The sequence below is a fragment of the Streptomyces sp. NBC_00385 genome (genome assembly GCF_035917155.1).
In the GTDB taxonomy this organism is placed as follows: Bacteria; Actinomycetota; Actinomycetes; order Streptomycetales; family Streptomycetaceae; genus Streptomyces; species Streptomyces poriferorum.
The window spans coordinates 8,706,020-8,719,657 of record NZ_CP107951.1; the positions used below are offsets into that span (position 1 = coordinate 8,706,020).

A 13,638-nucleotide genomic window follows, 5' to 3' on the forward strand; every position below is an offset into this window, starting at 1 on the left:
GGTGCCGAGTCTTCGGCGCGGTGGAGTTGTCGGGCGAGCCCCTCTCATCACTCCGGACAAAGCCCGGCATGCTGGGTGGGTCGATGACGGGCAAGGGGGAGCCGCTGTGGGGCGCCGTGAACGCGAACTGGATCCGGACGATGGGCCCGTGGCCCGCTTCGCACTGGAACTGCGCAAGCTGCGAGACGAGGCCGGGCCGCTGAGGTACCGGGAGATGGCCTTACGTGCCCACTACTCCACTGCCACGCTCGCGCAGGCCGCCGCCGGGGAGCGGCTGCCGTCCCTGCCGGTGACTCTCGCCTACGTACGGGCCTGCGGGGGCGACGAGGAGCACTGGGAGAGGCGTTGGGCCGAGGCGGAGGAAGAGGCGACGGAGGAACGCCTCGCCGCAGACGGGGACGACGCCTCCACCCCGTACCGGGGGCTCGCCCGGTTCGAGACGAGCGACAGCGGCCTGTTCTTCGGCCGCGACCGCGTCATCGCCCAACTCGCCTCCCACGTGTCCGAAAAGCGGTTCACCGTGCTGTGCGGCCCCTCCGGCAGCGGGAAGTCGTCCCTGCTCCGGGCCGGGCTGATCCCCCGGCTGCGCGATCCGGGGGAGCAGCCCGCGGAGCGGCCGGCGGTGATCCGGGTCCTCACCCCCGGTCCGCGCCCGGCGACCGCGCACGCGGCGGCCCTGTCCACCGGGGCGGCGGGCGGCCCGGCCCTGATCGTCGTCGACCAGTTCGAGGAACTGTTCACGCTGTGCACGGACCCCGCCGAGCGGGCCGGGTTCGTCGACGGGCTCCTGGATGCGGCACGGTCCGAGCAGGGCGACCGCGTGATCATCGCGATCCGCGCCGACTTCTACGGTCATCTCGCCCAGGACCGCCGTCTCGCCGACGCGGCCGGTGACAGCGCGCTGCTCCTGGGGCCGATGAACCAGGACGAGCTCCGCGCGGCGGTCACCGGGCCCGCGGCCGCCCGGGGACTGCTCGTCGAGAAGGCCCTGACCACCCGGATCATCGACGAGCTCGGGGAACAGCCCGGCAGCCTGCCCCTGATGTCACACGCCCTCCTGGAGACCTGGCGCAGGCGCCACGGCCGGACCCTCACCGAAGCGGCGTACCTGGCCACGGGCGGACTCGCCGGGGCCATCGCCCGTACCGCCGAGGACTGCTACGAGGGGCTCACCCCCGCCCAGCGGGAGACGGCTCACCATCTGCTGCTGCGGCTGGTCGCCCCGGGCCTCGGCACCCAGGACACCCGTCGGCCCGTCACCCGGGCCGAACTCGGCATGCCCGTGGGCGAGAACGCCGAGGAGGCCACGGGCGGCGATGTGACCGTGGTCCTCGAACGCCTCGGCCGGGCCCGGCTCGTCACCCTCGGCCACGACACCGTGGACCTCGCGCACGAGGCGCTCCTGACCGCCTGGCCGCGGCTGCGGGGGTGGATCGACGAGGACCGGGAGCGGCTGCGCCTGCACCGCCGGCTCACCGAGGCCGCCGCCGGCTGGCAGGAGCTCGGCGGCGATCCGGGTGCGCTCTACCGGGGGACGCGGCTGTCGGGGGCCAGGGAATGCTTCGGTCCGCATCCCGGAGGGCTCTCCTCCCTGGAGCGCCGGTTCCTGGCCGCGAGCACCCGGGCCGCGGCGCGCGAACAGCGCACCCGACGCCTGCGCGGCGGCGCGCTGTCGACCCTGCTCGTGCTCGCGCTGCTGGCGAGCCTGGTTGCGTGGCAGCAGAACCGGCAGGGTGAACGGCGCCGCGTGGAGGACGAGGCCCGGCGCATCGCGGGGGTGGCCCAGAGTCTGCGGCTGTCCGAGCCAGTCTCCGCCATGCGCCTCGGCCTCGCCGCCTGGCAGGTGGCCGACCTCCCCGAGACGCGTGCGGCGTTGCTGGCGGCGTCGGCGCAACCGGAGCAGGGCCTGTTCACCGACCCCGACACGAGCGGCGACACGATGAGGCAACTCAGCGATGACGGAAGCACGTTGCTGAGCATCGGCCGGCAGGGCGTCGTCGAGTGGGACGTACGCACGGGCCGCCAGCGGCGCCGCCTGCCCGGCGTGGGTGCGGCGCTGGACCGGGTCGCACCGATGCGGGGCGACGGGCTGCGCGTGCTGGAGTTCTCCGGAAGCGCACCCCCCACGATGGCGGTGGCGGTCCGGGACCTGGCCGGCGGCCGCACGGGTAGCCCTCTCTCGACCGATGTACTCGGTGGCGCCACGACGGGACCGGAGGGACGCCTCCTCGTCACCTACGACGCCGTCCCCGCCGCGCCCGGCGAGGGCCGGAGGGAACGCGCGGTGGCGCGCGACGCGACGACCGGGAAGGCACGTCTGGCCCTCCCTCCGCGGCCCTGGCGCGAGCCGCGCATGGGCGAGGGTTTCGCCGCATACGAGCCGGCCGCTCTCGAAGCCCGGCGCGGGTCGGAACGGCGCGAAATCCCGCTAGGCCAGGACGTGATCCTCAGCCCCGACGACCGCCTGCTCGCCTGGTGCCTGCCCGGCGAGCCGCTCCAGCTCTGGGATCTGCGCCGCCGCCGCAGCCTGACCACGCCGTGGGCGCCCACGGTCCGCCGAGAACAATGCGGTAACGAGGCGGTGCGGTTCAGCCCCGACGGGCGTGTGCTCGCAGTGGCCGACGACGACGGCATCCGTACCTGGGACATCGCTACGGGACACGGGCAGCGCCTCGTCGAGCGTCCGGGCCTCATGGAGACGCGGTTCAGCCCCGACGGACGATTCCTGGCGGCGGCGGACCACGACGAACTGCTGATCTGGCGGACGGACGACCCGGGCGGTGGCCCGGTGTTCCGATACGCGCTCGGCGGCGAGGAGGCGGCAGAACTCCGCTTCGATCTCGCTGCGGGCAGCCTCAGCTATCTGGCCGGTGCCCGCAACGCCAGCGGGTGGCCGAGGACGGTGCGCACCCTGGACATAGGCCGCGTCCTGTCCCTCGGCCGGCAGCGCGATCCTGCGATGAACGCCGAGTTCAGCCCTTCCGGAACGCTGCTGGCCGTCGCCCGTGGGCAGGGGGATCGGGCCGGGTTCCGGTTACGGGATCTGCGGCCGGGCGGTGGCTGGACCGAACTGCCCGATCTGCCGTGCCCGAACCCGGAGGACCCGGAGGGCCCAGTACACGGCTGTGCGACGTTCCTGGCCTTCGGCCCCGACAGCCGCACGCTCGTGTACGGGACCGAGGCGTACGCGACCGCCACCCGCCCCTTGCTGCCCCCGCGCGTGGTCTTCTGGGACATAACCCGGCACCGCGTCACCGGGACACAGGATGTGGTCCTGCCCGGTCCGCGCCAGGTGGAGGTGGGTGCCCTCTCCTACGCCCCCGACGGCCGGTCACTGCTCGTGGTCGGATCCCCGGCCCTCGGCTCGGCATATCTGTGGGACCCCCGCCGCCGCGCAGTGGTTCGGTCCTGGCCCGGCGTCCAGGGCCACATGGTGGCCACGGCCCCGGACGGCAGCCGGTTCGTCACCTCCGACGGTCAGGTCGGCGCGCTGCCCGAGGGCCGGCCGGGCGCGGAGGCCCGGACCCTCGACGAGTCGAGCGCCGTGGCCTTCAGCCCCGACGGGGCGCTGCTGGCCGCCGGGGACCCGACCGGCCGCGTCGTGCTGTGGGACGGGCGGGCGCGAAGCCGCCTGGGCGAGCTGAGGGACGTGAGCCCCGAAGCCCCCGGGATGGTCGTCTCGCTGGCCTTCTCCCCGGACTCCCGCCTGCTGGCCGTCGGCGGCGACGGGTCCGTGGAGGTGTGGGACGTCGCCTCCCGTACGCTGCTGGGCCCGCCGCTGGCTACGGGGGGAGAGCCCGCTATGGCACTGAGTTTCGACGCGGACGGCACGACCGTGCGTGTCGCGGGACGCCATGTGGACCTCGCGACGTACAGGACCGACCCGCGTACGGCTGCGGCCACGGTCTGCCGCCGGGCGCACGGACCCCTCGACGAGGCGGCCTGGCGCACGTATCTCCCCGATGTGCCCTTCGCTCCCGGCTGCCCGGCGGCGTGACCCCCGGTCACCGCTGCTCGGCCACCACCGGCGCCGGCGCGGGCTGCGGTGCGGCAACCGGGCTGCGGCGGTGGTGGCATGCCCATGGTCGGGCTGGCGATGCCCCAGGCGGAGCCCTTGCAGACCCGCTCCTGGTAGAGCGCGGCGGTCCGGCCCCTGAGTGCACGGAGCAGCGCGGACTTGCCACTGCCGCAAGGCGCGGCCACAACGACCAGGCGTTTACGCCCGATCAGGGGTGGTGAGCCGTTCAATGAGCCGGTCCCTGCCGAAGAAGCGGTCCTGTTCGCCGGTGTTAAAGCGGGCCACAGGGAGACTGACTGTTCTCCTCGGCGAGCGTCGCCTGGTCCCTGACATCCTGCAGCGCCTGGTTACGGCGCTGTTCCCAGTTCGCCTTCTCGGGGCCGCACGCGGCGACGGGGGCGAGAGAGGGAAGCCGGTCCCCGGCCGCTGCCTGAGCAAGAGTTACCGTCGAGTAGTGCGCTGTGGTCGCCAACTGCCGGCAGGTGATTCCGCCGGCTTCCTGGCGCAGTTCCGCAACTCGTACGCGAAGCTCGCCACCGGACCCTCGGCAGGATCCAGCGGACGTTGCCGGCGCCCCATGGCACCCGCCGTCGGCACAGCCATATCCTGGCAACGATGGGCACCAGGACGGCCCCCACCAAGGCGGCATGCCCCCTCCTCGCCAGGACATTGAAATTGTCTGCACTGGTGAGAGGCCCTTTCAGACAATGTTTTTGCCCCCAAGACTTGGCCGGCAGCGGTCAGGACACCCGTCCTGACCATCGACTGGAAGAGGTGTGATGGGCATGCGCAGTACACCTGGAACCGATGCACGACACGGGCGGCTCGCGAAGCGGGCATCCATCAGCGCCGCAGCAATCGGCCTTGCCGCCGGCGCCCTGTTCGCAACGGCGGGCCAGGCTTCCGCGGCCGGCGCGTGGCACGTGTATGCCAGCGGCAGCTACCCCGGCTCCGTCCATGGCTGGGGAACATCCAATGCGGACTGCTACACGACGTGGAACGTGGACGACACCCTGGCCGACGGACACGGCGCCGGACTGCAGTTCTGGATCAACGACGGTTCCAATTGGTACGTGAATCCCCCCGTAAACCACAACGGCGCAAACGGTGCCGTCATATCCGGCACGGCGAACTGGGCGGATGACGCGGCCGTCAGCGTGCGCGCCTACCTGACCGAAGGCGGTCAGCCGATACCCGGCTCCTTCGGCGCCTGGCGCAACATCTGCTGAGACGCCGCCGATCGGCTCCCTGAACAGCTCAGCACACCGCCCCTCTGGGGGCCTGCCGAAGCCAGAGAATAGTGGGCGCTGGCTCCGTCGCCGCAGCCCCGTGGCGTCGGAGCCGGTCCGTGCCCGTATTCAGACCTCAGCTTGCCGTTCAACCACTGACCTGTGTGGTCATGGTGACCGGTGCTTGCTCGTCGGTGGCTTCGGATTGTGTGAGTTCCCGGCGCATGGATTCTGCATGCGCGCGAGCCATCTCGCGGGGGGTGGGTGAGTCGGCGGTTCGCTGGGCTGCGGCTTAGGCTGCCTCGGTCCACCTCAGTAGGACTTCGAGGGGGCTCTGTCGGCGTACTCGCGTATGTGGCTCTGGCAAGATTTTCGTAGCCGGAGATCATCTCGGTGACACGGTCGTCCGGTCTGCAGGGTGGGCAGCCTGCGACAGTGCTCTGTTGAACTTACCAAGGCCGGCTGGATAGTTGCTCTCGCGGTTGGCGCTCACCGCGTAGCCGAACGATGCCTTCGGATCCTGACCTGGTCGTGGTCGGCGGCACCACCCAGCTCACCTTGCCCGCAGCGCCGCTCGGCCCGGAAAAACATGGACGTCGGCAGAGAGGGCTCTGGCGTTTCGGTGAGCTCGAAGATCCCGGGGCCTGCACGTACGCCAGGGTGATGTCGCCGGTCAGGCTGTGCGCGCGGGTTGACACGTCCGCCGAGGTCAGGTCACGAGAGATCGCCGGGGCCGGACAGGTCCATGGAGGATGGAGTACGTCTGGGTTGCGACTCGGCAACGGACCGTTCGGAAGGATGCTTTCCGGGTGATCGTAGGGACATGCCTGATCGTGACGACGCGCAGCCTTCCGGCAGGAAGGACGCGCTCACCGGAGGTTGTCTGCTGCTGCTTGTGCTGGTGGCGGATGTGGCGGCCGCGCTGCTGGTCGCCATCATGCTTGCCGTTCGGGGGCTGCACCGGATGGACAGTGGCTCCGGGCAGACTGGTACCAGCGGGTCGCCCCCGGACTGGGCTCCGGTGCTGGGTTTCGGTGCGTTGGCCCTCGTGGTCGGCATAACGGCCGTCGTACTGTTGCGGATCGGGCACCGCGCTATCGGGGTGGTGCAGGTCATTCTCTGCGTCCTTGTGGCGCTCATCGCGCTGGCATCCTGGTCGTGACCCCCGTGTGGCCACGGCAGCCGAGGACGCCCTGGTACAGGAAGGTCGTGCTGGAGTGCGGCGTACGGGCGACGTTGATACCGCAGGCCAGATGATGGCGTGCTGATCAGTGCGCATACGTTCAGCACGCTGAAGCGCGACCCGGCCAGTAAAGCCTATATGGACGCCGCCCGAGCACACATTCGCTGCAGTCTCGCTCCAGCAGAACCACCCTCTCGGCACACCGACGCTCGGCCCCACCGGCGGGTTCGTCATCGCCGACAACTCGGCGTTGCCCGACGGCGCCTACGCTGCGGACGGTCCGTCGACGTGCCGCGGCGTGAGCTTCAGTACCCGCTTCAGGCCGGGGGCGTGGCCGGACACGAGCGCTGGAGCTTCGCGACATCGAAGGCGGTTGTCCTGCCCGCCCAAACCGCCTACGCGGTGCGCGTATACCTCTCGATCAGCGTGGTGTCCGGGGAGTGTGACCCCGAACCAGTGGATCACCGATACTGACCTCCTCGTGGTCACCAGCTGAGGAGCGGACCATGCTAGCTACCTCAACGGCAAAGGCGGGTGGCTGACTGCCAGCGGCGCCCTGGACGCGTACGGTGGTGTGCCGGACGGACATCGGGAAGGTCACCGAGGCCGAGTTCAACGACGCGTCCGGGGCGAGCATCGTGACTCTGCCCGCCCACCGATAGATGCCCGCGGGCCCTTGTCAGCTCGGCTGGTGCCCGGTAGGACTGTCCGGTGACTGATCAACGGAGCTTGGCGCGGCGCATCATGGCGGCTTCCTCGGTGGTGGTTGCCGTCTGCGCGGTAATCGTGACGACCAAGGTGATGAACACGGACACCGACCTCCCCGCGGAACCCGTGGTGCTGGACCCCGTGGCGGTGGAGCAGGCAGTTCAAGCCCGCATTGGCCCCAAGACCGACCGGGTGAGCTGCCCTGTCTACCTCGTGGCCGAGGACGGCAAGTCGTTCACGTGCACGTATTGGGTCAAAGACATCCCGAATACGGTGGAGGTCAAAATGATGGGTGGACAGGGCGAGTTCTCGCTATCGGGGTGACCGCAGGTTGTGGCGGACGCCGACGCGCGGCGGCTCACCAAACTCAATTGAGTGCCAGCGGTTTTGCCGCCGCCTTTCATCCGGGCAGGTTCTTGCCGTGTTTGCATAGTCAAGGGATCGCCTTGCCCGGCCCCTGCCGGTCCAGGAAGTCATGGGTCGTGACCTGTGCCGGAGCTCCTTTCAGCTCCCACTTGCGGCCCCCGTTCTCGTAAGGGCCGACCAGTTCCTTCTTCTTGGTGTCCACGCTGATCACCGGGTCGCCGGCAGCCATGTGTTCCTCGGCCCGGTCGTTGATGTAGCGGAACTGGGCATCCCGGTCGGGGTACTCCGCCCTCGAGGGTTTTGGCGTTGGCCTGGAGGCTGACCCCCTCCTCCCGCAGCAGGTCGGCGACGACGTCCAGCGCAGCGACGACACGTCGGATCTCCGCGCACGTCGGGCTCGATCAGCGCCAATAGCGCGGGACGCAACCTTGGATCTACCTCGGCTGCCCGCCTTTGCCCGCCACCGGCACAGCGGACCCGTCCCAGAGGTTTCGTCCCAGAGGTTCCGCCCCCGCCTCCAGTTCATCCACGCCCTTGCGGACAGTCGTCTCGCTGACCTCGGCCGCCTGGGCGACCGCCCGGATCCCGCCGTGCCCCAGGATCCGGGCTTCGGCCCCCGTCAGCAGATGACGCTGCCGCTCGTCCAGGTGCGAAAACAACACCACGAACGTCAGGGCGAGTTGATTACGGGACTCATCAGTATGCAAACACCGCATCAACGAGCCGAACCGCGGGATGCAACACCTTGATTCTCTGCGAGCCCTTAGATTGCCTGGTGGATAGAGGCCGGGCATGGGAACCTTCAAGGTTCCCATCTTCCATGAGGCCAGCGGTCGTAACCTCGATTGAACAGCGTTACGGGGAGGCTCCCTCAAATGCCCCCAGGTGGGATACTGTGATCGGCGCTCTCAGCGTCGTCCACGTGTCCGTGGGCGCACCATGCCTGACGAGGATGAGGCCTGGCTCCAGGAGAATTGCCGCTCGCCGGATCAGTAGCGGAGGAGGGCCTCAGCCCCGTCGATGCGCAGCGTGCAGCTCTTGAAGACCTGCAGCAGATGTTGCCCGCCGCCGACCGGTGCCAGAGTGAGCTCCAGGTCCCTCAGCGGCTTCACCACGGCGACGGTGCGAGAGCCGTCTGGGTCCGGGTCCTTGAGGGCCGCCCATGCCTCGAACAAGGCCCTCACGCTCTCCCAGCCTGGCCCCGGAGTGAAGCGCGCCAGGAAGAATGGTTGGTCACAGCCGTACTCGCTGAGCTCGCCGAGCAAGACGTTCCCCTGTAAGAGCTGCCACTGCGTCACCGACTCGCTCCGTTCTCAACTGCCCAGTCGAAGTCGCATCTTCGCAGGGCATTGCTGTCTGGCCAAGTTATTCTGAAAACATCAACCTCGAAGTTTCGTGACGGTCCGCCGACGGAGTCGGTGGACCGTTTTCGTGCCGTGAGCTGAAGATGGGCAGGATGAGGACCCGAGTGTCGTCTCGGGGCGAAGCCGGCTTCCACGGGGCCGGGTGTTGAGATGCCGTCGAAGGGGGAAATCTGCTGGTCAGCCGAGGTCGGGCAGTTGGGTGAGCCGATCGAGGGCAGTAGTGATGTGAGCGGTCCAGGGCCAGTGCCGGGCCAGGCGGAGAATCCGCCGGCGGGCGGTGGTGACGAGCTGTCCGGCAGCGGTGAACAGGCGGAGCCGTAGTCGGCGGGGTTCCCAGAGGCGGGCCTTGCCGGTTAGGGCGAGCATCGGCATCCAGGCCAGCAGGGCGAGGGCGATCTGCACGATCTCCAGCCAGATCCGGTTCTGGGAGGTGCGATGGAGGGGCAGGTTGCGCAGGCCGGTGGCGCGGGCGTTTCGGATGCGGTCCTCGGCCCGGGCCCGCAGACGGTGACGGAGCTCGAGTTCGGCGATCGGCCGGCCCACCGTGTTGGTGGCGGACAGGTCAGTCGCATGCCGTCTGCGTCGGTGAGCCGCAACTGGGCACCGGGGTGCGGTCGTTCTTTCCTGACGATCAGCCTCATGCCCTTGGGCCAGCCGGTCAGCGCGTCGCCGGTGAGTTCGGCGACCCAGGCGCCGTCGCGGATCTCGCCGTCCGTCTCGACGGCCGGCGTCCAGGCCGATGCGAGGATCTTCAGCACCTGCTGGTGGACCTGCTCGGTGACCGTCATGCCTACCGAGTAGGACAGCCACCGTCCTCGCTGGGCAAGCCAGGCGAGGAAGTCGTGGGTGCCGCCCGCGGAGTCGGTGCGGATCAGGGTCCGGCGCCCGCGCCGGTACTTCTTCGGCAGTTGTACCAGGGCCAGTTGGGTGGCGGTGATGTGGTCGGCCGCGGTGTTCGAGCCTGCGTTGCCCGGTCTGAGCTGGGCCGCGACCGGTTCGCCGGTGCCGCCCGGTCCGTGGTCGACGAACCCCATCAGGGGGTGGTGGCCGTAGGTCCGCTTCCACGTCGGTGCGGCGTCCTCTTTGTCCGAGTGCGCGATCAGCAGCACCCCGTCGAAACCCACGGTCACCGTCCCGTCGGCATCGGGCGCTTCCTGGCCGGCCAACCGCCGGACATGCTTGCTGACTTCGGCCCGTGAGGCACGGATGGCCCGCAGGGCCTTCTCCCCGGAGGCTGCGAGAGTGTCGATGAGCCGGGAGACCGTCGGGTCGGAGGCCACCGGCCCGAACACGTCCGGCTCGGCCCGCAGCATGCCGACATCCGCGAGGCAGTCCCCGCCCAGCGCGACCGTGAGCAACGTCCAGCAGGATCTTGCCCGGATCGTGCACCGCCCGAGGGTTCCGCCACGGCGCCAGCGCCGCTGACGTCGCCGTGCCCAGGCCGGCCTTCCGGACGGTCTCGACCAGCAGCACGCCCCCGGCCTGCGAGACCACCGCTCGGCCACCACCCTCGATACGGACACGCGGGTACGACCCGATACTCTTCTTCACTTGAGAAGCGTCTCCGGCTGGAGCAGGAACCAGGATCTCGACAATCCTCATTCTTGCTGGTCAGAGGCCCTTTTCGCCTACTTGCCCATCCGTCGGACAGCCCGCTCCGTGTAGGCGAGTTAGGCTCACTGATTGTTCCGGAATATTCTTGACTACTGAGGAAGGCGCGGTACGGATGCCCCGAGCCATGCGGCAGGGCGGACCGGTGAAGAACCCCTCGGCGCCTCGACTGCCGTCCCGGCTCGAACCGGCGGAACAGTGGCGGGACGCCCTGGAGGACGACGCGATCGTCAAGCGCGTCGCGTACGTCGGCACCTCGTTCGCCGGTGTACATGCCGAGGCGTTTGAGACTGAGGGCTGCCGGTTCGAGGGAGTCCGCTTCTCCGGGGCCATGATTCGGCAGAGCCAGTTCTCCGACTCAGTCCTCGACACCTGTGACTTCGCCGAACTGAAGGCCAGCGATGTCTCCCTGGTCCGCTGCGCTGTGTCGGGCAGCCGTGTCACCGGATCGTCGTGGAAGTCTTCGACCTTCCGTGATGTGCGCTTCGAGGGTGGCAAGGCCGACCACGCACTCTTCCGAGAGTGCAAGTTCTACAGCGTCGCCTTCGAGGATGTGCCCATGCGCGGCGCGGACTTCCAGAAGTCCGAGATGCACAACGTCCGGTTCACCAACTGCGACCTTACAGGCGCCCAGTTCGCGCACCTGGTCCCGGGAAGCGTCCGCTTCGAGAACTGCACCCTTGCCGACGTGGGCGGCGCGGCCTCACTTAGGGGAGTCGTGGTGAAGGGCCCGGGCTCGTTGGAACTGGCTCTGAGTCTGGCGAGCGAGGCCGGCATCGTCTTCGAGTAGTTCGCTGCCGGCCCGTCAGCTGGTAAGCGGCGCTCGAAGCGCTGTGGGCCCGATACGCTTCTTCACCTGGAAAGTGTCTCTGGCGGCGGCAGGAACAAGGACCCCGACGATCCCCATTCTTGCTGGTCAGAGGCGCTTTCCGTTTGTGCGACCACCCGTCGGACAACGCACCTCGTGAAAGCCCGAGGTTAAGGGTTCCGGCGTGAGTCGGCGTGGCCGGCCATGCACGGGGGTAAGACACACGCGTCGGCCGCCGGTGAGGTGGTGGTGGGTCGAGGGGAGAGCACATGGACTGGTCGCCCGAGCTGTGGATCAGCCTGGCGAGCCTTTTGCTCGCCGGTGTCAGCGTCTACTACGGACGAGGCGCGCTTAGTCCCGAAAGAGGCGGGGAGTCACACCGGTCCTTCGTCGACGGGCGGACGGACATGGGTGCCCGTTTCGGGGAACTCTCCGAGGCGGCCGCCGACATCCACGTGCGTGCACGCCCTTCACTCGAGCGGATTGGGACCTCCACACTGCTGTGGGAACCGGCGATGCGCCCGCCGCGACCAGTCCCGCTGCGGAAGGTGACGCTCACTTGGCAGGAGAGTCCGCCACCGCCCGACCCGGCGCTGCTCCGAGCGGGGCGGCGGTACTTGCCGCAGGAGACCAGGACCCGGAGGTACCAGAGATACTCCTCGGCCATGGGCGACCTGGCTCGGCCCGCACTCTTCGAGGACCGCCCCTCCTTCCGGCTGCTCCGGGCCGACTGGGCGCACGCGGATGGGCCCAGTCTGGATTTCGGGCCCGGCCAGTATTTCGACCTCATCGACCAGAACGAGGCCCTCGCCCATGAACTCGCCGTGGCCACACGGCGGAAGCCGGGACGCCTGCCGTTCTGGGGCCAACTGCCCATGCGCCAACTCCTCACTGACGATCCCCTGCTTCTGGGGCGGCGCAAGGTATTACCATCCGTCGGCACCTTGACTCTACGGCGCACCCCCGACGGGCAGGCGTCGTTCTTCCTGCTCTTGAGAGGCAAGGGCCGGGTCGCCACGGGGGAGGGGATATTCGGGCCACTCCCTGGTGGCATGATCCAGCCCGCCTCTGTATCACCCCACGCACACCGGCGGGACCTCTCGCTGTGGCGCGTCATCATGCGCGAGTACAACGAGGAATTGCTCGGCGCTCCGGAGGCGACCGGTGACAGCGGTACCGAGGTCGAATATGGCCAGCCTCCTTACAGCCTGCTCGACGCGGCGCTGGACGACGGCTCTTTGCGAGTTTGGTGTTTCGGTATGGCGCTGGAACCGCTTCACCTCGCCGTGTGCGTGCTGACCGTGGCGGTCTTCGAAGCCCACACCTTCGACCTGGTCTTCGCTGAGGCGGTGGAGGAGAACGATGAAGGCCGTGTGATCAGTCAGAGGGCCGATGGTGCCGTGGTGGGGCTGCCGTTCACTGAGGCAGGCATTGCCGACCTCCCGGCGGCTCGCCTGTCGTCCCCTGCGGCGGGACTCCTTCAGTTGGCCCTGCAGCACCAGGAGATGCTTCTCGCTCCACCCGGCTGTGCTCCGGCATGAGCACGGTGGCCCGTGGTGCAACGGTCATCCTTAGCGGGCACACAGCTTGCCGTTGCTCATCAGCCGGCCGGGGACGACGGAGGCAATGAGCCGGCCGTTTCGGCGTGGCGGTGAGGGTGTAGGAGACGCCGCCCGGGCTCGGTGATGTGCACTGTGGCTCGGGTGCGGTCCCGGGGCGGGTTTGTCCAGGCGGTGGTCGCCTGCCCCGGGTTGGCGCTGCCTACTTCCCCGTTCGTGGAGATGCAGATTCGTGGAGATGCAAGGACGATGGCCAGCGTGCTCGGCCAACTGCCAGCAGTTCCTGCGCTCGGTGGCGGACAGTAACCCGAGCAGGTAGGCGCGGGCAGTGGCCCGAGGTTCCACCCGCCCGAAAAAGACGGTGATCCGATCCATTCCCTGGTCGAACAACGCCAGCCATCGATCAGGGTCTACGCCATGGCCCGCGGCCACCGCACGATTTTAAGAGTCCGCACAAACCCTTGATCATCTTGCGGTGGCGGCATGCATCAGGCGGCGTAGTACTCACTGTCATCGCCCTGAACCCGCGCGCCCAGTGTCTTCGCCACCTCGGCCGTCGTCGCGATCACCGCATCGCTCGGGTTCTTGGAGACGATCCGCCCGGAGTCCCACCACAGCGGAACCTCCATGAGGCCGAGATCGGCAGCGACCACCGCTTCCCACCCCGCCGCCCTGATGTCCTGACCCTCTTCATCCCAACAGTTCTGACGGCGGGTGATGTGCACGTCGTAGCCCATGGCCGGCAAGAGTAGGCCGCGTGATCGACAAGATCGCGAAGTCGTACTGGAGTGC

The 13,638-nt window shown here is 68.9% G+C and carries 8 protein-coding genes and 3 pseudogenes; 6 read left to right on the forward strand and 5 right to left on the reverse strand.

Going from position 1 to position 13,638, the window contains the following annotated elements; all coding sequences use genetic code 11:
- Positions 1-148: 148 nt before the first annotated feature.
- The 4 genes from OG959_RS38550 to OG959_RS38565 all read left to right on the forward strand — a co-directional run bounded on the left by OG959_RS38550 (position 149) and on the right by OG959_RS38565 (position 7,462).
- Positions 149-3,997 (forward strand): nSTAND1 domain-containing NTPase, encoded by a 3,849-nt coding sequence (locus tag OG959_RS38550; protein WP_326666123.1) that lies wholly within the window; start codon positions 149-151, stop codon positions 3,995-3,997.
- 806 nt (positions 3,998-4,803) lie between these two features.
- The gene (locus OG959_RS38555; RefSeq protein ID WP_326666125.1) at positions 4,804-5,247 is read left to right on the forward strand and encodes a hypothetical protein; all 444 of its coding nucleotides are present in this window, start codon (positions 4,804-4,806) and stop codon (positions 5,245-5,247) included.
- A gap of 823 nt (positions 5,248-6,070) precedes the next feature.
- Positions 6,071-6,409 carry an inner-membrane translocator gene (locus OG959_RS38560; protein ID WP_326666127.1) on the forward strand — a complete coding sequence of 113 codons (339 nt, stop codon included), beginning with the start codon at positions 6,071-6,073 and terminating at the stop codon, positions 6,407-6,409.
- A gap of 732 nt (positions 6,410-7,141) precedes the next feature.
- Positions 7,142-7,462, forward strand: a complete 321-nt coding sequence (locus tag OG959_RS38565; protein WP_326666129.1) for a DUF4333 domain-containing protein — start codon at positions 7,142-7,144, stop codon at positions 7,460-7,462.
- A gap of 112 nt (positions 7,463-7,574) precedes the next feature.
- Here the strand turns inward: OG959_RS38565 and OG959_RS38570 are convergent.
- From OG959_RS38570 to OG959_RS38580, 3 genes and pseudogenes are all read right to left on the reverse strand, one after another.
- A pseudogene (locus tag OG959_RS38570) lies at positions 7,575-8,220 on the reverse strand (ISAzo13-like element transposase-related protein); the annotation flags it as partial.
- 273 nt (positions 8,221-8,493) lie between these two features.
- Entirely contained in the window at positions 8,494-8,802 is a 309-nt protein-coding gene (locus OG959_RS38575; protein ID WP_326666130.1) for a hypothetical protein, read from the reverse strand.
- Between the two features lie 243 nt (positions 8,803-9,045).
- Positions 9,046-10,419: pseudogene (locus tag OG959_RS38580) on the reverse strand (IS1380 family transposase).
- Between the two features lie 175 nt (positions 10,420-10,594).
- On the opposite strand from OG959_RS38580, the gene OG959_RS38585 reads away from it, so the two are divergent.
- Both OG959_RS38585 and OG959_RS38590 read left to right on the forward strand, forming a co-directional pair.
- Positions 10,595-11,269, forward strand: a complete 675-nt coding sequence (locus OG959_RS38585; protein ID WP_326666131.1) for a pentapeptide repeat-containing protein — start codon at positions 10,595-10,597, stop codon at positions 11,267-11,269.
- A gap of 683 nt (positions 11,270-11,952) precedes the next feature.
- Positions 11,953-12,828: a hypothetical protein gene (locus OG959_RS38590; protein ID WP_326666132.1), complete on the forward strand. Its 876-nt coding sequence runs from the start codon at positions 11,953-11,955 to the stop codon at positions 12,826-12,828.
- 267 nt (positions 12,829-13,095) lie between these two features.
- Here OG959_RS38590 and OG959_RS38825 read toward each other — a convergent pair.
- Positions 13,096-13,221 (reverse strand): annotated as a pseudogene (locus OG959_RS38825) (IS701 family transposase); the annotation flags it as partial.
- Positions 13,222-13,334: 113 nt separating this feature from the next.
- Positions 13,335-13,583: a hypothetical protein gene (locus OG959_RS38595; RefSeq protein ID WP_326666134.1), complete on the reverse strand. Its 249-nt coding sequence runs from the start codon at positions 13,581-13,583 to the stop codon at positions 13,335-13,337.
- Between the last annotated feature and the right edge of the window lie 55 nt (positions 13,584-13,638).